The organism is Kocuria sabuli (assembly GCF_040981185.1).
Classification (GTDB): domain Bacteria; phylum Actinomycetota; class Actinomycetes; order Actinomycetales; family Micrococcaceae; genus Kocuria; species Kocuria sabuli.
Window position 1 is genome coordinate 19,671 of record NZ_JAVHZE010000013.1, and the last position, 17,887, is coordinate 37,557.

At 73.6% G+C, this 17,887-nt stretch carries 16 protein-coding genes; 4 read left to right on the forward strand and 12 right to left on the reverse strand.

Going from position 1 to position 17,887, the window contains the following annotated elements:
* Positions 1-42: 42 nt before the first annotated feature.
* The 3 genes from ulaA to RE027_RS12765 are packed head-to-tail and all read right to left on the reverse strand — an operon-like array spanning position 43 to position 3,156.
* Positions 43-1,590 (reverse strand): PTS ascorbate transporter subunit IIC, encoded by a 1,548-nt coding sequence (ulaA, locus tag RE027_RS12755; RefSeq protein WP_368808649.1) that lies wholly within the window; start codon positions 1,588-1,590, stop codon positions 43-45.
* Positions 1,591-1,603: 13 nt separating this feature from the next.
* On the reverse strand, positions 1,604-2,392 hold the full coding sequence (locus RE027_RS12760) for a PTS sugar transporter subunit IIAB (RefSeq protein ID WP_368808650.1): 789 nt from the start codon (positions 2,390-2,392) through the stop codon (positions 1,604-1,606).
* Positions 2,393-2,421: 29 nt separating this feature from the next.
* Positions 2,422-3,156 (reverse strand): YcnI family copper-binding membrane protein, encoded by a 735-nt coding sequence (locus RE027_RS12765; RefSeq protein WP_368808651.1) that lies wholly within the window; start codon positions 3,154-3,156, stop codon positions 2,422-2,424.
* 316 nt (positions 3,157-3,472) lie between these two features.
* On the opposite strand from RE027_RS12765, the gene RE027_RS12770 reads away from it, so the two are divergent.
* A complete protein-coding gene (locus RE027_RS12770) occupies positions 3,473-4,660 on the forward strand; it encodes a chorismate-binding protein (RefSeq protein ID WP_368808652.1) in 1,188 nt (395 codons plus the stop codon).
* A gap of 72 nt (positions 4,661-4,732) precedes the next feature.
* Here the strand turns inward: RE027_RS12770 and RE027_RS12775 are convergent, their stop codons facing one another.
* Positions 4,733-5,674 carry an alpha/beta hydrolase gene (locus tag RE027_RS12775; RefSeq protein WP_368808653.1) on the reverse strand — a complete coding sequence of 314 codons (942 nt, stop codon included), beginning with the start codon at positions 5,672-5,674 and terminating at the stop codon, positions 4,733-4,735.
* A gap of 176 nt (positions 5,675-5,850) precedes the next feature.
* On the opposite strand from RE027_RS12775, the gene RE027_RS12780 reads away from it, so the two are divergent.
* Positions 5,851-6,960 carry a zinc-binding dehydrogenase gene (locus RE027_RS12780; RefSeq protein WP_368808654.1) on the forward strand — a complete coding sequence of 370 codons (1,110 nt, stop codon included), beginning with the start codon at positions 5,851-5,853 and terminating at the stop codon, positions 6,958-6,960.
* 2 nt (positions 6,961-6,962) lie between these two features.
* Here RE027_RS12780 and RE027_RS12785 read toward each other — a convergent pair whose 3' ends face one another.
* Entirely contained in the window at positions 6,963-7,502 is a 540-nt protein-coding gene (locus tag RE027_RS12785) for a hypothetical protein (RefSeq protein WP_368808655.1), read from the reverse strand.
* A 191-nt stretch (positions 7,503-7,693) separates the two neighbouring features.
* Between RE027_RS12785 and RE027_RS12790 the strand changes: the two genes are divergently transcribed.
* Positions 7,694-8,476: an alpha/beta hydrolase family protein gene (locus RE027_RS12790; RefSeq protein WP_368808656.1), complete on the forward strand. Its 783-nt coding sequence runs from the start codon at positions 7,694-7,696 to the stop codon at positions 8,474-8,476.
* A gap of 66 nt (positions 8,477-8,542) precedes the next feature.
* Here RE027_RS12790 and RE027_RS12795 read toward each other — a convergent pair whose 3' ends face one another.
* The 7 genes from RE027_RS12795 to RE027_RS12825 form a co-directional block, all read right to left on the reverse strand.
* Positions 8,543-9,496 carry a LysR family transcriptional regulator gene (locus tag RE027_RS12795; RefSeq protein WP_368808657.1) on the reverse strand — a complete coding sequence of 318 codons (954 nt, stop codon included), beginning with the start codon at positions 9,494-9,496 and terminating at the stop codon, positions 8,543-8,545.
* A 41-nt stretch (positions 9,497-9,537) separates the two neighbouring features.
* A complete protein-coding gene (locus RE027_RS12800; protein ID WP_368808658.1) occupies positions 9,538-10,416 on the reverse strand; it encodes a PaaX family transcriptional regulator in 879 nt (292 codons plus the stop codon).
* Positions 10,413-11,660 (reverse strand): kynureninase, encoded by a 1,248-nt coding sequence (locus RE027_RS12805; protein ID WP_368808659.1) that lies wholly within the window; start codon positions 11,658-11,660, stop codon positions 10,413-10,415. Before RE027_RS12805 ends, RE027_RS12800 begins: the two co-directional genes overlap by 4 nt.
* A gap of 52 nt (positions 11,661-11,712) precedes the next feature.
* Positions 11,713-12,582 (reverse strand): tryptophan 2,3-dioxygenase, encoded by an 870-nt coding sequence (gene kynA / locus RE027_RS12810; RefSeq protein WP_368808660.1) that lies wholly within the window; start codon positions 12,580-12,582, stop codon positions 11,713-11,715.
* A gap of 54 nt (positions 12,583-12,636) precedes the next feature.
* Complete coding sequence (locus tag RE027_RS12815; protein ID WP_368808661.1) at positions 12,637-13,203, reverse strand: YitT family protein; 567 nt, start codon at positions 13,201-13,203, stop codon at positions 12,637-12,639.
* Between the two features lie 98 nt (positions 13,204-13,301).
* On the reverse strand, positions 13,302-14,618 hold the full coding sequence (locus RE027_RS12820) for an MFS transporter (protein ID WP_368808662.1): 1,317 nt from the start codon (positions 14,616-14,618) through the stop codon (positions 13,302-13,304).
* A gap of 21 nt (positions 14,619-14,639) precedes the next feature.
* Positions 14,640-16,088, reverse strand: coding sequence for a M20 family metallopeptidase (locus RE027_RS12825; RefSeq protein ID WP_368808663.1), 1,449 nt, complete (start codon positions 16,086-16,088; stop codon positions 14,640-14,642).
* 368 nt (positions 16,089-16,456) lie between these two features.
* On the opposite strand from RE027_RS12825, the gene RE027_RS12830 reads away from it, so the two are divergent.
* Positions 16,457-17,827, forward strand: a complete 1,371-nt coding sequence (locus RE027_RS12830; protein ID WP_368808664.1) for an MFS transporter — start codon at positions 16,457-16,459, stop codon at positions 17,825-17,827.
* Positions 17,828-17,887: the final 60 nt, after the last annotated feature.

Consider the following 17,887-nt stretch of genomic DNA (forward strand, 5'->3'; position numbering starts at 1 on the left):
CGAAGGGCGACTCGCCGCTCGACGGACCTCGGGACCGCCGGATCAGCGCGGGGGCGGAGGCGGAACGGGCGCGCCCTGCGGCGGAGCGATCTTGGGGTGCGCCCCGGAGGAACTTGCTGCGGCAGCCGCCGTGGTCCCGCGCTCGCCCGCCGCTCCGGGCCATGCCCGGCCCGCCGCGGGGTCCCACCGGGTGTCCACCGCCCTGCGCTGCACCAGGACGGCCAGGCCCAGCAGCCCGAGGCCGATCAGCAGGATCACCGCGATGCCGCCCACGGACCCGATCTTGGCCGCGGAGCCGACGGCGATCCCGAACCACCCGAAGTCGGCGTCGCCGAAGGTGGTGTTCTCGGAGCCGAAGGCGCCCAGGACCGACAGCAGGAAAGCGGGCAGGAACGTGATGAGGAGGCCGTTGACGAAGCCGCCGGCGAGCGCTCCGCGGCGCCCGCCGGTCGCGTTGCCGTAGACCCCTGCCGCGCCACCGGTGAAGAAGTGGGGGACGAGTCCCGGGAGGATCAGCGCGAGCCCGATCGCGGGGTTCAGCCAGACGGAGAGGACGAACAGCCCGATCAGTCCCCCGACGAAGCTGGAGATGAAGCCCAGCAGCACGGCGTTCTGCGCGTAGGGGAAGACGATCGGCGCGTCGAGCGCCGGGATGGCACCGGGGACGACCTTGGCCGCGATGCCCTGGAACGCCGGGACGAGCTCCCCCAGGATGGTGCGCACCCCGAAGAGGATCACGGCGACCGCCACCCCGAACTGCAGCCCCTGGGTGATCGACATCATGATGTAGTTGCCCACGCCGGTGGCCCCGCCGTCGAACGCGGTGAACGCCTCCTCGGCCCCGGCCCGGGCCAGGAACAGCACGGCGAGGACCACGTACATCACGGCCATGGACAGTGCGGTGGCCACCATGGAGTCGCGCAGGAAGCGCAGTCCCTCCGGCAGCGCCGTGTCCTCGGTGGACCGGCTGTTCCGGCCCACCAGCCGTCCCACGGCGCCGGCGGCGATGTACCCGGCGGTCCCGAAGTGCCCGATGGCGACGCTGTCGTCGCCGGTGATCCTGCGGGTCCAGGGGTGGGCGAGGGCCGGCAGGGAGACCATCAGGATGCCGAGGAGAAGAGCTCCCAGCAGCACGGTCACCCAGCCGTCGTAGCCCGCGGTGGCCAGGATGATGGTCAGCATCGTCGCCATGAACAGGACGTGGTGCCCGGTCAGGAAGACGTAGCGCAACGGGGTGAAGCGCGCGAGGACGAGGCTGATGGCGAAGCCGAGGATCATCAGCCAGGCGACCTGGGCCCCGTACTCGGCCTGGGCGATCCCGGCGATGGCCTCGTTGGTGGGGATGACGCCCTGGGCGCCGGTGGCGCCCAGGATCATGGCGCCCAGGGGCTCCAGGGAGGCGACGACGAGGGTGGCACCCGCGCCGATGAGCAGGAAGCCGAGCGTGGCCTTGAGGGCGCCGCCGATGACCTGGCCGGTGCTCTTGCGCAGGGCCGCCAGGCCGACGGCGGTGATGATGCCGATGAGGAACGCGGGGACGGCCAGGATCTCGCTGACCAGGAATTCGGGAATGCTGACGAGCCAGTTCACGGGGTACCTGCTTCTAGACGTCGTAGAGCTCGCGCATGGCGGCATCGATCTCGGTGGTGCTGGTGAAGTTCCCGATCACCTTCACGGGAATGCCGACGTCCCCCAGGGTGCGGGCGATCTCCCCGGAGGTGAGGATGAGGTCGGCCTCCTTGGCCTTGCCTCGGGCGGAGATGGTGTCGGTGGCCTCGACCGTGAGGTACGGGCTCCAGCCCCAGCGCTGGAGCACCTGCTCCAGGGTGTTCTTCAGGAACAGGCTCGTGCCGAGCCCGTTGCCGCAGACCGTCAGGATCTTGTTGCGGCTGGCGCCGGCCGCCTCCGTCGTCGTGGGCGCCGGTTCCGGGCCGGATGCCGGCGCGCCGTCCGTGAGCACGGAGAGCACCTCCTCGGGCGTGCCCGCCCGGTCCAGGGCGGCCCGGGTCTCCGGTGAGCTCAGCAGCGTGGCCAGGTCCCGCATGGCCCGCATGTGCGCCTTGGCGTCGTCGGCGGACAGGGCCACCACGAGGGTGACGGGGTCGTTCGACGCGTGCCCGAACACGACCGGCCGGGCCAGCCGGACCCAGGACATCGCCGTGCGGTGCACGGCGTCCGAGGAACGGGCGTGGGCGAACGCGAACCCGGGCGCGACGACGATGTACGGGCCGTTCTGCTCGACGTTGGCGATCATGGCCCGCGTGTACTCGGCGGTGGCGGCGCCCTGCCGCTCGAGGAGCTCACCGGCGCGGGCGATGGCGTCGCGCCAGTCGTCCGCCGGTTGGTCGAGACGGATGGATTCGAGATCCAGCAGACGGCTGATGTCAGACATGCCGATCATCCTAGGTCGGGAGCGCCGGGTCAGTCCCTGCGGCGCGGCCGGAGCAGGGCGACGACGCCGGCGACGAGCCCGAGCACCCCGGCGACCAGGGCGACCCAGGTCAGGGCGCCCGCCGGGGAGGTCTCCTCGGTGGACGACGCCGCGTGCGAGGACCCGTCGGCGGAGGACTCCCCGGCGCCGTGGGCGTGGGCGTGGCCCTCCGCCTCGGCGGCGGTGGTGGTCAGGGAGGGCGCCGGGTGCTGCGGCTCCTCATCGCCCTCGACGGCGGGCTCGTCCCAGGCCACGGTGCGCCCGTCGGTGTAGGACTGGTCGACCGGCATGACCAGGGTCGTGCCCTCGGCCGGCAGCGGGCCGGCCGAGACGGTGAAGGTCTGGAACTCGTCGGGGGCGATCGCGTGCTCCGCGTCCGCGGTCCAGGTGATGGTGGTGACGGCCTTGGTGATCGCGCCCTCCCCGATCTGCACCGGCTCGGGCAGCTCCTCCTCGGTGAGCTCGGCGGTCCAGCCCTCCACCGGCTGGACCCGCACCGAGGAGAACGGGGTGTCCGCGGGCAGCCGCAGCTCCAGCCTGTCGGTGGAGGCGGTGTCGGACTCGTTGGGCACGGTGAAGGTGATCCGGGCCCAGCCCTCGGCGGCGGTGGTCGTCGAGGACGCCGTGACGTGGGCGGCGGCCGGGGAGAGCCCGAGGGCCGTCAGCCCGGTCGCGAGCAGGAGGGCGGAGCCGGCCGTGGCCCAGCGGGGAGGAGGAGTCGTCATGGATCAGTGCCTTTCGTCGGGCCGTCGGGTCGTCGGCGAGCCCGGGAGCTGGAGAGCGCCACCGGGGAGCGGGGGATGCCGCGCACCCGGCGATCTGCGTGCGCCACCACTCCAGCACGTGCCCGCGGGGAGCGCCAACTCGGGCGCGAGCGGCCCCGGGCGACGGGCGCGAGGAGGCCGGAGCACGAGGACCGCACCACTCGCCCGGTTAGATCAGGGATGCGTGCGCTAATCCGGGACGGACTGCTACAGTCGAGCCACCAACAACTTAGGGTTGCCTAACCTCGACCCGATCCCCCGACCGGAGGCACCGCACATGACCCGCGGAACGACGCTCCCCGACGACGACTTCGCGTTCGCGGGCCGCCACGGGATCCTCTTCGCCCGCCGGGACCGGACGCTGCCCGCCGCCCGGATGACGGACGACGGCGTCGGGACGGTCCTGGCCCGTCTGGACGAGATCACCCGCGAGGTGTTCGACGCCGGCGCCCGCGGGGCCGTGCGGCCGGTGGTGTGCGGCACCGTCCCCTTCGACCCGGACGAGCCGGCCGACCTGTTCCTCGCCGAGCGGCCCGTGTGGGTGCCCCGCCCGGAACCGGCGGCCCCGGTGCCGCCGGCCCGGCAGCTCGTGCCCTCCGCCCCCGTCCCGGACACCGAGCACCGCGAGGCGCTCGCCGAGGTCCTGGACCGCATCGGCCGCGGCGCCGCGCAGCACGTGGCGCTCGCCCACGCCCTGGACCTGGAGCTCCCCGCCCCCGTGGACCCGGACCGGCTGTGGGACGAGCTGGTGGTCCGCGCCCCGGGCGGCCACGCCTACCGGGTGCACCCCCAGGACGGCGGCCCGGTGCTCGGGGCGGGCCCGGAGCTGACGGCCGAGGTGCGGCCGAGCGGCTTCACGGCCCACCTGTTCACCGGCTGCGCCGCGCGCCACCCCACGGTCTCGGGCGACGCGGCCGCCCAGGGGTCCCTGCTGCGCTCCCCCGCCGCGCGCCGGCGGCACCAGCACGTCGTCGAGCACCTGGCCCGGCGCCTGGCGCCGTGCGCGGCCTCCCTGCACGTGCCCGAGCAGCCCAGTGTGCTGGGCACCGACGCCGCCTGGCACCTCGCGACCCGGCTCACGGGCCGCCTGCGCCGGGGCACCAGCGCCCTGGAGGCCGCCGTGGCCCTGCACCGCGAGGCGGCGGGCGGTGGTGCCGCCGGCCGCGAGGCCATGTCCCTGATCCGGGAGCTCGAGCCGCGCCCCCGCGGCGCCTTCGCGGGACTCGTGGGGTGGACCGACGCCGCCGGGCACGGCCAGTGGGTGCCGGTGCTGCGCAGCGTCCACCTGGACGGGACCCGGGCCCGGCTGCACGCCGCCGCGGAGCTGGACGCCGCCTCCACCGTGGAGACCGCCCTGGCGGAGACCGCGGCGAAGTTCGGCACGGTGCGCGCGGCGCTCGCCGCCGCCTGCGCGCCGGCCGCCGCGCCCGCCGCCGTCCCCACCGCCGTCCCCGAAGCCGCCTGACCGGGGTCACGACGACGAGGCCCTGGCGCAGCACTGAGTCCGGACCCGCGCCCGGTCCGGTCCGGTCCGGTGCTACGGTGCGGCGCTCCCCCGCAGATGGGCCGCGACGAGGTCGATCGCCTCCGCGCTGGCCGGGAGGATGTTGACCAGCGAGAAGAACGCGTGCATCTGACCGGGCCAGCGGCGGTGCACCACCGCCACGCCCTCGGCCCGGAGCCGCTGGGCATAGGCCTCGCCCTCGTCGCGGAGGACGTCGTGCTCCGCGGTGACGACCAGGGCCGGAGGAAGGTCGCCCAGGGAATCGGCGCGCAGCGGAGAGGCCTCGGGGTGCCGGCGAGCGCTCTCGTCGGGGACGTAGTGGTGCCAGAACCAGCGCATCTCGTCGGTGGTGAGGAAGGACTGGTTCTCCGGCTCGCGGTAGGAGGGCCGGGTCAGGTCCGCGTCGGTGACGGGGTACATCAGGACCTGCCCGGCGAGCTCGGGGCCGCCGCGGTCGCGGGCCCGGTGGGTGAGCACCGCCGCCAGGTTCCCGCCGGCGCTGTCCCCGGCCACGAACAGCGGCACCGGACGTCCCGCGATCGCCTGCAGATGCTCCGCCGCCCACTGCAGCGCCGTCCAGCCGTCCTCCAGGGGCGTGGGGAACGGGTGCTCCGGGGCCTTGCGGTACTCCACCAGGACGACGGCGGCGCCGGAGCGGTCCGCGAGCAGCCGCCCCAGGGTGTCGTAGCCGTCGATGTCCCCGAGCACCCAGCCACCGCCGTGCAGGTGGACCAGGACCGCGGCCGGGGTCTGCACGGGAACGAGGACGCGCACCCGGAAGACTCCGCCGTCGTGCCCGTCCAGGAGGTGCTCCTCGACCCGGTGCATGTCCGGGCCGGAGCCGTAGCGGGCGCGCCGGTCGGCGCCCGCGGCACGGACCTGCGCCGGGGTCATCTCCCACATCGTCGGGGTGCCCGGCGGGGCGGAGTCGGCCAGCTCCTGCAGGAAGGCCGTGCTGGCGCGGTCGAGTGCCATGGCGGATGTCCCCTGTCTCGCGTCGGTCCGGGAGCGGTCACCGAACCGGTGCCGCACCTCACTCTAGGCGGGGCGCCGCGCACATCCGGTGCAGCGGGGCGCGCGCTCTTCCCCGGAGCCCCGTCCCGGGGCATGCTCGGAGGACCGAGGAACCGCAGAGCAACGGAAGGACGACGATGAGAGCACACGTGCTCAGGACCGCCGGAGGAAGCTTCTCCCTCGAGGACCTCGCCCAGAGCGCCCCGCAGGAGGGCGAGGTGCTGGTCCAGGTCGCCGCCTGCGGGGTGTGCCACACGGACCTCCACGTGATCAAGGGAGAGGTCGCCTTCCCCATGCCCTGCGTCCTGGGGCACGAGATCTCCGGCTGGGTGGAGCAGACCGGTCCCGGGGTCGAGGGACTGACGGAGGGGGACCGGGTGGTGTGCAGCTTCATCATGCCGTGCGGCACGTGCCGGCACTGCGCACGGGGCCACGAGGACCTGTGCGAGGAGTTCTTCGCCAAGAACCGGCTCAAGGGCCAGCTCTACGACGGCTCCTCACGGCTCTCGGACGCCTCGGGCCGTCCGGTCGCCATGTACTCGATGGCCGGGCTGGCCGAGTTCGCGGTCGTGCCCGCCACGGGCGTCTTCCGGCTGCCCGACGACATCCCCCTGGACAAGGCCGCAATCCTGGGGTGCAGCGTGTTCACCGGCTACGGGGCCGTGCACAACGTCGGGGACGTCCGCGCGGGCGACACCGTCGCGGTGGTCGCGGTCGGCGGGATCGGGCTGAACATCGTCCAGATGGCCGCCGCCCACGGTGCGGAGCGGATCGTCGCCGTGGACATCAGCGACGACAAGCTCGAGCTGGCCCGGCGCATGGGCGCCACGGACACCGTCAACTCCCGGGACGAGGACCCGCAGCAGGCCGTGCGCGCGCTGACCGACGGGCACGGGGTGGACGTGGCGTTCGAGGCCTTCGGCAGCGCCGCCACGGTGCGCACGGCCGTGGACCTGGTCGACGACGGCGGCCGGGTGGTCCTGGTGGGCATCGCCCCCGCCGGCGTGGAGGCGCAGATCAACATCGCCCACGTGGTCCGCCGGAAGATCCAGATCCTCGGCTCCTACGGCGCCCGGGCCGGGCGGGACATGCCCGCCGTGCTCGCCCTGGTGGCCGAGGGGCGGATCTCCCTGGACGACCTCGTCACCGACACGTACCCGTTCGCCGAGGCGGACCGGGCCTACAAGGACCTCGACGCGCGGCGGATCCGCGGACGGGCCGTCGTCACCATCGGGGCGGGGGGCTGAGCTCAGTCGAGCTCGACGACGGTGATCGGCAGGGGCAGCGCCTCCGCGCTGAAGGGGATCTGCTCGGAGAACGGGTTCCCGTCCTCGTCGCGGCCGAAGCAGAGGGCGAGCACCACCGCGGGGTCCGTGCCGGCCATCAGGGTCCAGTGCTGGCCGTTCGCGTCCACGGCGTGGGCCTGGTGGTCGATGTCCACGCCCCCCTCCACGTCGGCGAAGCGGGCGCAGTAGGCCGCCAGCTCCTCGGGGGTCTGCAGCACCCCGCCGGAGATGACCGCCTCCTCGTCACCGGTCACGGCCGGGGCCACCGGGTAGGCGATGCGGAAGGGCGGCTCGAGCACCTCCAGCAGCTCCCGGGCGGGGGTGGCGTCGTCGCCGCGCAGCCAGAGCCGGCCCGTGCCGTCCACGAACCCGGCGTACTCCTCGTCGTTGGGGTAGAAGCACAGGAAGCCCGAGCCCGGGATGCGCGCGGCGAGCCCGTCGAGGTCCTCGGCACGGTCCACGGCGAGGAATCGGGTGAGGGGCTCCAGCGGCAGGGGTTCCACGAGCGTTGACTCCTTGGCAGTTCGGCGGGCGGTGGGACGACCACGCGGTGGCCGCTCCCGGACGCTCTACGCTACGCCGCCCGGAACCCGTACGGTGACCACGGCACGTCTCCTCGTCGGCTCGGTGCACGAGCGCGGTCCGGGGAGGACGACGCACGACGACCCGACTCCCGTCCGGAAAGAGGCAGACAGTGGCGACGAAGCTCTTCTACGGCCCCCACGAGGACCAGTGGGGGGACCTGTACCTCCCGGACCCCGGCGGGGCCGCCCCGCGGGGCACCGTGGTGGTCGTCCACGGCGGCTACTGGCGGGACAAGTACTCCGCCGAGCTGGGCACGGCTGCGGCCGAGGACCTGGTGGGGCACGGATTCGCGGTGTGGAACCTGGAGTACCGGCGCGCCGGCAGCGACGGGGCCCCGGGGGCCGGCGGCTGGCCGACCACGTTCGAGGACGTCGCCGCCGGCATCGACCACCTCGCCACGGTCGCCGGCCCCTCCGGGCTCGACCTGCACCGCGTCGCGCTCCTGGGCCACTCCGCCGGCGGGCACCTCGCGGTGTGGGCCGCCGGACGGCACCTGCTGCCCCCGGACGCCCCCGGGGCCGGTCCGGCGGTGCTCCCGGCCGGGGTGGTGAGCCAGGCCGGGGTGCTGGACCTCGCCGCGGCCGAGCGGCTGGAACTGGGCGAGCACGCGGCCCGGAACCTGATGGGCGGCGCCTCCGCGGAGCGGGCGGAGCCCTTCGCCCTGGCCGATCCGGCGCGTGCCCTGCCGATCGGGACCCCGGTGCACGCCGTGCACAGCAGGACCGACGACACCGTGCCCTTCGCCATGTCGGCGGACTACGTGGCGGCGGCCCGCGCGGCCGGTGACCCCGCCGAGCTCCACGAGGTGGGCGGGGACCACTTCGCGGTGATCGAGCCCGATAAGGAGGCGTACCGGACGTGCCGGCGGCTCCTGGAGCGCCTGCTGCCCTGAGCGGGGGCCGGGCGGTCGGGGCCGGCGGTCAGGCCGGGCGGTCAGCCCGGGCGGTCAGGCCGGCGGTCAGGCCGGCGGCAGCTGCCGGGTGAGGGAGCTGGCCCTCTCGGGCACGTAGTCCGGGTCCAGCTCCACGATGAGCAGGCGCAGGAAGTCGAGCAGCAGCGGCGCCTGCGGGCGCCCGACCGGCGTCTGCAGCTGGGCGCTGCGCTGGCCGAAGACGTAGTGGTCGACCCGGACGTGGACCAGCCCGTCCTCGGGCCGGGGGCCGGCGCCCAGCTCGCTGATGAAGCCGACCCCCTCCCCCGAGCGGGCGAACTCGTAGATCGGCGCGACCCGGCTGCACTCGAGGACGGGGCGCAGGGCCAGGCCCTCGCTGCGGGCGGCCGAGTCGAGCAGCTGGCGCTGGCTGGTGTCCCGCATCGCCAGGGCCAGCGGGTGGTGGGCGAGCTCGCCGAGGGTCACGGTCGGCCGGTTCGCCAGGGGGTGGTCGGCGCTGACCACCGCGAACAGCGGCCACGTCGAGGTGTGCTCCACGCGCACCCCGTCCGCGGGGCCCAGGGAGTAGGTCGCGGCGATGTCCACCGAGCCCTCCACCACCATCCGGGTGGCCTCGTCGCTGCTCACCACGTGGAGCGTGAAGGACGCCCGGGGGTGGACCCGGCACAGCTGCGCCATGGCCGCCGGCACGAGCCGGTGGGCGAAGCCCTCGGTGGCCGCCACGACGATCTGCTGCGACCGGGGCGAGGCGCCGGAGCCGAGGGAGGCCAGCAGGGCGCCGGTCTCGATCTCGGCCCGCCGGGTGTAGGCCAGCAGGCTCTCGCCGGCCGGGGTCAGGGCCATGCCGCGGGCGTGCCGGGTGAACAGCGGCACCCCGAAGGCGGCCTCGAGCTTGGCGATCTGCCGGCTGATGGCCGAGGGCGCCACGCGCAGGGCTCCGGCGGCCTCGGTGACGGAGCCCGTCCGGGCCACCTCCGCGAAGTACTGCAGGTGCGTGGGCAGCAGCTGGACCACGGTCATTGCCTCCTTCGCCCGGGCCTCCAGTATGGCCCGGGGTTCGCTCAGGGCCGGGACGGGCCGTCCGCGGAGAGCACCCGGGGAAGCCCCGAGGACAGCACCTCCCGCACGAACGCCGCACTGGGCCCGGCGTGGCTGTCCCGGATGCCGCGGAACAGGGCGACGCTCTCGGTCCCCGGCCAGTCCGCCGGCAGGCAGCCGGGCGGCAGGCCCGGGTCCAGGTAGGGGATCGGCCGCCAGTGGTCGATGCACCGGACGTAGTCCGCGAAGGTCTCGGGATCGGGCGCCGGGTCCGGCCCGACGCCCGGCACGGCGGCGCAGTTCGCGATGAAGTCCCGGTGCAGCGCCGCGAGGTGGTCGAGGTCCCACCACTGCCCGATCGCCTCCGGCAGGTCCGCCGCCGTCGGCAGGCCCCGGGTGGTGAACAGCACCGCCCGGTCCGCGAGCGCCAGGTCCGCGAGGATGCCGAGGACCTCGCCGCGGAGGAAGTCCGGGCAGATCCACACCCCGGGCGAGACGGTGCCGCAGCCGACCCAGCGCAGCCGCCGGCGCAGCTGGTGGCGGCGCTCCCGCTCCTCCTCCGGGACGGAGAACACGATCACGCACCAGTCGTCGCCCGGGCCCATGCTGCGCGGCCGGTCGATCCGGCGGTCGCCGCGCTCGAGCATGGGCACGGCGCCCTCGGCGAGCGCGAAGCCGGGCCGGCCCTCCCGGGTCGCGGCGGCGAGGACGCCGCGCTGCTTGACGCGGCTCAGCGCGGTGCGGGTCTGGGGTGCGGGGACCCCGAGCGCCGCCATGAGCTCCAGGAGCGCCCGGGTGGGCATCCAGCCCCCGGCGTCGCGCAGGTAGAGCCCGACGACGGTGCGCAGCAGGGACACGGTGCTCCCGGGCCGGGAGACCATGTCGTCCAGGACGGGGGTCACTGCACCTCGAGCAGGGCGTCCCGGACGGCCTCCATCCCGGCCTGCAGCTCGGCGAAGGAGGTGCTCAGCGGGGACAGCCCGATCCGCAGCCCGTGCGGGGCCCGGAAGTCGGGGATCACGCCGCGCTCCCACAGGGCGGCGGTCACCTCGCGGAAGCGGGGGTGGTTCACGGTGATGTGCGATCCCCGTTCGGCGGGGTCCCGGGGGCTGGCCAGCTCGACGCCGAGCGGGGCGAGCAGCTCGTCCGCCAGCACGATCGCCCGCTCGGTGAGCAGGACGGACTTCTCCCGGACCGCGTCCATGCCGGCCTCGGCGATGAGCTCCACCATGTGCTTGAGCGGCTGCATGGCCAGGATCGGCGGGGTGCCGGTGAGGAAGCGGCGCACGTCCTCGGCGGGCCGGTAGTCGGGGGACATCCCGAAGGGCTGGTGGGCGCCCATCCAGCCCCAGATGGGCTGCTGGAGCCGCTGCTGGAGCCCGGCGCGGACGTAGCCGAACGCCGGGGCGCCGGGGCCGCCGTTGAGGTACTTGTAGGTGCAGCCCACGGCGAGGTCCACGCCCCACGCGTCGAGTGCCACGGGCACGGACCCGGCCGAGTGGCACAGGTCCCACAGCACCAGGGCCCCGGCGTCGTGGACGAGGGCGGTGATCGCGGGGGCGTCGGCGAGGAAGCCGGAGCGGTAGGCCACGTGGCTGAGCAGGACCACGGCGGTGCGGGGCCCCACGACGGCGGCGACGTCCTCCGGGCGGACCCCGGTGGCCGGGTCGGCCTGGATCCACCGGATGCGGGCGCCGCGCTCGGCGGCGATGCCCTCCACGAGGAAGCGGTCCGTGGGGAAGTTGTCGCGGTCGACGACGATCTCGTCGCGGCCCGGCCGGCCGTCGAGGGCGGCGCGCAGCAGCTTGTAGAGCAGCACCGAGGTGGAGTCCGCGACCACGGTCTGGCCGGGCCCCGCGCCGAGAACCACCTCGCCGAGGCGGTCGCCCAGGGCCGTGGGCTCGTCCATCCAGCGCTCGTCCCAGCTGCGGATCAGCCGCTCGCCCCACTCGGTGCCGATGAACTCGGCGAGCCGGGCCGGGGTCTCCGCGAGCGGGCGGCCGAGGGAGTTGCCGTCGAGGTAGGCGACGACGTGCTCGCCGGCGGGGTCGAGGAAGCGTCCGCGGAAGCCGGCGAGCGGGTCGGCGTCGTCGAGCTGCGCGGCGGACGCGGTGGCCACGGAGGCCGGGACGGGGACGGAGGTCATGGGCGGGCCTTCGGTCGGGACCGGCGGGAGGCCGGCGGGCGGGCGGGGAGGATCAGGTGCCGATCTCGGTGCGCACGGCGTAGAGCTCCGGGAAGAAGGTGAGGTCCAGGGCGCGCTTGAGGAAGCCGACGCCGGAGGAGCCGCCCGTCCCGGACTTGAAGCCGATGGTCCGCTGGACGGTGCGCAGATGGCGGAAGCGCCAGGCCTGGAAGTTGTCCTCGAGGTCCACGAGGTCCTCGCAGGCCTCGTAGTAGCCCCAGGGGGTGTCCTCGGACTCGTAGATCTCCCGGAACACGGGCACGAGGTCCTCGCGGAAGGTCCACGGCTGGGTGACGTCGCGCTCGAGCACGTCCTGCGGCACGGCGTAGCCCTCCCGGGCCAGCGCCCGCAGGAAGGCGTCGTAGACGGTGGGCTCCTCGAGCAGCGCCGAGAGCATCCCGTGCGCCTCGGGCTCGCTGGAGAACACCTCGAGCATCCCGGGGTGCTTGTTGCCGAGGATGAACTCCACCGCGCGGTACTGGTACGACTGGAAGCCCGAGGAGCTGCCCAGGGAGCCGCGGAACTGGGCGTACTCCCGGGGGGTGAGGGTGCCCAGCACGGACCACTGCTCCGTGAGGGTGCGCTGGATCGCCTTGACCCGGGCCAGGCCCTTGAGCGCCTTGCCGAGGTCCCCGGCGTCGATCAGCCGGCGGGACTCCCGCAGCTCGTGCAGCACGAGCTTGAGCCACAGCTCGGTGGTCTGGTGCTGGATGATGAACAGCATCTCGTCGTGGTGCTCGGGCCGGCTCACGGGGTGCTGGGCCCCGAGGACGCGGTCCAGGTCCAGGTAGCGGCCGTAGGACATGGCGCCCCGGAAGTCCGTCCGGACGGAGTCCTCGAGCTGTCGTACGCCGCCGGCGACGGGCTCCTCGTGCTGTGTCATGCGCTCCACCATATCAATTCTGTGACGCCCGTAAGGTTTGTGATGTGCATGACGTCAGTGCCCGAGGTACCGACCCGGGCGGTGGTTCATCGCCAGCACGGTGTTGAGCACGACCGCCCCCGCCGCGGAGAGCAGCACGCCGGCCGGCGGCACGACCGTGAGGGCCAGGAGGACGACGGCGACGTCGAAGCCCAGCTGCACGTACCCGGCCCGCCAGCCGAGGCGCTCCTGGGCCAGCAGCGCCAGGATGTTGAACCCGCCGAGGCTCGCGGAGTGGCGGAAGACGATGAGCATGCCGATCCCGATGAGCAGGTTGCCCGCCAGGACGGTGTAGCGCGGGTCCGGGGCGAGCCCGCCGAGCCCGGCCGGGTGCACGGAGGAGAGGGCCGAGACGAGTGCCACCGCCACCAGCGTGCGCAGCGTGAACACCCAGCCCTTCTGCCACCACCCCAGGGCGAGGAAGGGCAGGTTGACCCCGACGAAGACCGCCCCGAACGGCAGCCCGGTGGCATAGCCGACCAGCAGGGCCAGTCCGGCGGTCCCCCCGGTCACGGCTTCGACGGCGTGCAGCAGGTGCAGTCCGAACGAGACGACGAAGGTGCCGACGAGCAGACCCGCCACGTCCTCGGACCAGGTGTGGCGGAGGGCGGACGGCGGACGTGCCGGGTCCCGGAGCGCTCCGGGACCCGGCACGGCCGCCTCGTCGGGGCGGGGCCCGCTCAGCGGATCCCCCGCACGCGCACCGCGGCCAGCAGGGCGCTGATGCTGATGATCGAGACCACGAGCAGGTAGTAGCCGGGGGCGACCTGCTGGCCGGTGAGGGTGATCAGGGCGGCGGCGATCGTGGGGGTGAACCCGCCGAAGACGGCCGTGGCACTGTTGTAGCTGAAGGCCAGCCCGGTGGCCCGGGAGCGCACGGGGAAGACGTCGGCCATCACGGAGGGCAGGGCCGCGAAGTACAGGGCCTTGAGCGTGCCGAGCACGATCATCACGCCCACGAGGGTCCAGAACGCGGGCCGGGCGATCAGCCACCCGAACAGCGGGACCACCGAGATGCCGATGGCCAGCGCCGCCGGGAACATGATGCGGATCCGGCCGACCCGGTCGGACAGGTGGCCGACCACGGGGGTGAGGAAGGTGAGGATCACCCCGGTGATCATCAGGGCCGTGAAGGACAGCGACGGGTTCAGGCCCAGCTCGCGGATGCTGAACGTGGGCAGGTACTGGAGGATGAAGTTCAGGGCCGTGGAGACCACGAGCATGCCGCCGGCGATGAGGATCCCGGCCCACTGGTGGCGGAAGAGGTTGCGGACGGGCTGCAGGTCCGCCTTCTGCGCGGCCGCGTCGTCGGCGCTCATGGCCGGGGACTCGTCCACGTAGCGGCGGATGTAGTAGCCGACCGGGCCCACGAGCAGGCCGAAGACGAACGGGACGCGCCAGCCCCAGCTCACCATGTCCTCCTCGGAGAGCACCGCCGTCAGGCCGGCGGCGAAGGACGCGGAGAGCAGGGTGGCCAGGCCCTGGCTGGCGAACTGGAAGCTGCCCAGGAACCCGCGCTGCTTGCCCTCCTCGCCGTCCTGCTCCACCAGGAAGGACGTCGCGGCGCCGAACTCGCCGCCGGCGGCGAAGCCCTGGATCAGCCGGGCCACGATGATGCCGACGGGAGCGAGGATGCCGATGGTGTCGTAGTCGGGCATGAAGGCCAGCAGGGCCGTGCCCAGGACCATGAGCCGGATGGTCCACACGAGGGCGGCCTTGCGCCCGTGCTTGTCGGCGTAGGAGCCGAGGACCAGCCCGCCCAGGGGGCGGATGAGGTAGGAGACCCCGAAGACGGCGAAGGTCTGGATCAGCTGCACCCCGGGGTCCTCGGCCGGGAAGAAGTTCTGCCCGATGTAGACCGCGAACAGGGCGTAGATCGCGATGTCGAACCACTCGAGGGCGTTGCCGATCGTGGCCGCGGCCACGGCCCGGACGCGGCGCCGGCCCGAGAGGGCGGGCCGCGGGGAGGATGCGGCCTGGGAAGCGGTGGTGGTCATGTGCGTCTCCGGGGTCGTGGGTCAGGAAAGGTCGCCGGCGGGCGGGGCAGGCCGTACTGCGGGCCGCCCGGCGGGATCGCCGAGGTCGTCGAAGAGGCCGAGGGCCATGGCGAAGCCCTCGCGGGCGAGGGGCTCGAGCAGGTGCTCGTCGGGGGCGTGCTGGTTGCACCCCGGGTAGGAGTGCGGCATCCACACGGTGGGCAGACCCAGGACGTCGGTGAAGACGTGGTTGGGCAGGGAGCCGCCGATGTTGGGCAGGACCGCCAGCCGGTCCCCGACCCGCCGGCGCACCGAGGCCGCGGCCCACTGCGCCCACGGGTGGTCGGGGTCCGTGCGGGAGGCCCGGAAGGCGATCCCCGCGGAGACCCGGACCATGGGATAGCCGTGGGCGTCGAGGTGCGCCTGGACCCGCCCGGGGAGGTCCTCGAGCTCGGTGCCGACCACGAAGCGCAGCTGCAGCACGGCCCGCGCCCGGCCCGGGATGGCGTTCATGGGGGCGTCCGCGTCGCCGGCGTCGAGGGCGAGGACCTCGAGGGTGTTCCAGCCGAAGACCCGCTCGGCCGCGCTCAGCCCGGGATCCCCCCAGCCCTCGTCCACGGCGGGTCCGCCGACGCGGTCCTCGACGTCGACCGTGGCCAGCGCCGCGCGCACGGACGCAGGGAGCTCCGCGGGCAGCAGGGCGTCGCAGACGATCCGGCCGTGGCCGTCCACGAGGGTGCCGACCGCGGCGGCGACGGTGGTGGCCGCGTTGCGCAGCAGCCCGCCCCAGTTGCCCGAGTGGTGCTGGCCGGCCCGCAGGTCGGCCTCGAGGGTGAGGTTCAGCCCGCCGCGGGCGCCGAGGAACAGGGTGGGCACGTCCGTGTCGAGGCGGGGCCCGTCGGAACCGACGAACAGGTCGGCCCGCAGCTCCTCCCGGTGGGCCGCCGCGAACTCGGCCAGCCCCGGGGAACCGACCTCCTCGCCGGACTCGATCAGCACGGTCAGGTTGAACCCCAGGCCGCCCTTGTGCCGGACCAGCATCCGCAGCGCCGCGAGGTCGACCAGGTGCTGGCCCTTGTTGTCGGCGGCTCCGCGCCCGTACCAGCGCTCGCCCTCGGCGCGCAGGGTCCACGGGTCGCGGTCCTCGCCCCACTGGCCGGCCTGGCCCTCCACGACGTCGGCGTGGCCGTACATCAGCACGGTGGGGAGGTCGTCGCCCTCGGTGCGGTGGGCGATCAGGAACGGGGCCGAGGGGTGGACCTCGTTCTCCAGCACCCGCCAGGTGCAGCCGATCTCCTCGAGCAGCGGACCCATCGCACCTTCCAGGTATGCTCTGCACGCAACGGCGGCGTCGCCTCCGGCACTCTCCGTGCGGGCCGCCACGAGCTCCGCCAGCTCGGCGAAGAACTCCCCGGAGGCGAAGTACTCCTCCTGTGTTTCTGCGAGGTTACGGGGCTCCAGGGTGGCGCTCTGTGGGGCGGGTCTCATCATGGAGACGAGAGTATGCGGGCGGCAGGCGGAGGGACCAGTCTCGTTTTCGGACGTCAGCGTTGCCTTGTGGTGAAAGCTCGGAGCACCGGGCACCGTGGCCACACGGCAGCAGGTGCCCGTGGCCGGCAGGCCGGGAACGCGCAGCAGCCGGCAGGCCCCGGCGAGCCGCACGGCGCGGCGGCCTGGCACGCACCATGGGTGCCCTCGTGGCTGCGGATTTTTGCTGCTCCTGTCGTCGATATAGAGGTCTTGTGACGTTCGTCAGTGATGGTCCATACTGTGATGCACGGCACAATCGCCGGTCTCGTCTCCGCTCTTCCGACCTCCGCCCGGGGGACGGCTCCGATCCAAGACAAGGACAGGTGACCATGGCTACCTCGACTCAGTGGCCCGTCCCACAGAAGACCACCAACCGGGTGCTGCTCGCCTGCTGGCTCGCGATCCTGGCCGAGGGCTATGACGTCGGCGTGCTGGGTGCGATCCTTCCCGCGCTCGCAGAGTACAGGGAGTGGGACCTGTCCCCCCTCGAACTGGGCGGCCTCGGCTCCTACGCCCTGGTCGGCATGCTCATCGGCGCCATGACCATCGGCACGCTCTCGGACCGCGTCGGCCGCAAGAAGATGCTCCTGCTGTCCATGCTGATCTTCACGACCACGCAGCTCGGCGCCGCGCTGGCTCCCACCCCGGAGCTCTTCGGCATGTTCCGCCTCATCGGCGGGCTCGGCATGGGCGGGATCATCCCGGTGGCCGCAGCCATGACCATCGAGTACTCGGCCCCGAGGCGCCGGTCCTTCAACTACGGCGTGATGTACTCGGGCTACTCCCTGGGCATCCTCGCAGCCGCCCTGGTCGCCATGGCCCTGCTGCCCACGCTGGGCTGGCGCTGGGTGGTCGGCGTCGGCTTCATCCCCGTGCTGCTGCTCCCCCTGCTCGCCTGGATGCTACCCGAGTCCCTCGAGTACCTCATGAGCAAGGGGCGCCGGGCCGAGGCCGAGAAGCTGGCCCGCAAGCTCGGCGTGACCCCCTTCGTGGATCACGACTGGAGCCCCACGCCCTCCCCCGACGCCGCCGCCAAGCCCGTGGGATGGAAGCAGTCCCTGGCAGCGCTGTTCTCCGGCGGCTACCTGCGCGCCACGGTGTTCTTCTGGATCTCCCTGTTCTGCGGCATGGTCCTGGTCTACGGACTCAACACGTGGTTGCCGTCGATCATGCGCTCGGCCGGCTACGACCTCGGCTCCTCGTTGACCTTCCTGGCGGTCTTCAGCCTGGCCTCGGCCATCGGCGGCATGGTCCTGGGCCGCGCTGCGGACGCGTACGGCAAGAAGCTGATCCTGGTGACCTTCTACCTGCTGGGCGGGGTGGGCATCCTGCTGCTGATGTTCCCCAACAACATCGTCGTCAACTACGTGTTCGTGGCCCTGGCCGGCATCGGCTCGATCTCCACCTCCCTGGTGCTCACCGGCTGGGTCGCCGAGTACTACCCCTCCTACGCCCGGGCCACCGCCACCGGCTGGGCCCTGTCCTTCGCCCGCATCGGCGCGATCTCCGGTCCGCTCATCGGCGGCTGGATCGGCTCGATGGCCCTGCCGTTCCAGTGGAACTTCGTCGTCTTCGCGGCGGTGGGGCTGGTCGCGGCGACCGCTGTGGCCCTGATCCCGCGCACGCCCGGACGGCCGGGGCGGACGACGCCGCCGGAGCCGGAGGACCGCGTCGCCGTCCCCGCCACCACAGCGAGCTGACCGACCACCCTGCTCGCCGGCGGCCGGGCCCTCGAGGGGCCCGGCCGCCGGCCTTTCCTC

What these genes read in the sequence shown, in the direction of transcription:
- RE027_RS12760 (WP_368808650.1), bottom strand. Translation starts at nt 2,392, where the DNA reads ATGTCTGACATCAGCCGTCTGCTGGATCTCGAATCCATCCGTCTCGAC.
- RE027_RS12765 (WP_368808651.1), bottom strand. Translation starts at nt 3,156, where the DNA reads ATGACGACTCCTCCTCCCCGCTGGGCCACGGCCGGCTCCGCCCTCCTG.
- RE027_RS12770 (WP_368808652.1), top strand. Translation starts at nt 3,473, where the DNA reads ATGACCCGCGGAACGACGCTCCCCGACGACGACTTCGCGTTCGCGGGC.
- RE027_RS12775 (WP_368808653.1), bottom strand. Translation starts at nt 5,674, where the DNA reads ATGGCACTCGACCGCGCCAGCACGGCCTTCCTGCAGGAGCTGGCCGAC.
- RE027_RS12780 (WP_368808654.1), top strand. Translation starts at nt 5,851, where the DNA reads ATGAGAGCACACGTGCTCAGGACCGCCGGAGGAAGCTTCTCCCTCGAG.
- RE027_RS12795 (WP_368808657.1), bottom strand. Translation starts at nt 9,496, where the DNA reads ATGACCGTGGTCCAGCTGCTGCCCACGCACCTGCAGTACTTCGCGGAG.
- RE027_RS12805 (WP_368808659.1), bottom strand. Translation starts at nt 11,660, where the DNA reads ATGACCTCCGTCCCCGTCCCGGCCTCCGTGGCCACCGCGTCCGCCGCG.
- kynA (WP_368808660.1), bottom strand. Translation starts at nt 12,582, where the DNA reads ATGACACAGCACGAGGAGCCCGTCGCCGGCGGCGTACGACAGCTCGAG.
- RE027_RS12820 (WP_368808662.1), bottom strand. Translation starts at nt 14,618, where the DNA reads ATGACCACCACCGCTTCCCAGGCCGCATCCTCCCCGCGGCCCGCCCTC.
- RE027_RS12825 (WP_368808663.1), bottom strand. Translation starts at nt 16,088, where the DNA reads ATGATGAGACCCGCCCCACAGAGCGCCACCCTGGAGCCCCGTAACCTC.
- RE027_RS12830 (WP_368808664.1), top strand. Translation starts at nt 16,457, where the DNA reads ATGGCTACCTCGACTCAGTGGCCCGTCCCACAGAAGACCACCAACCGG.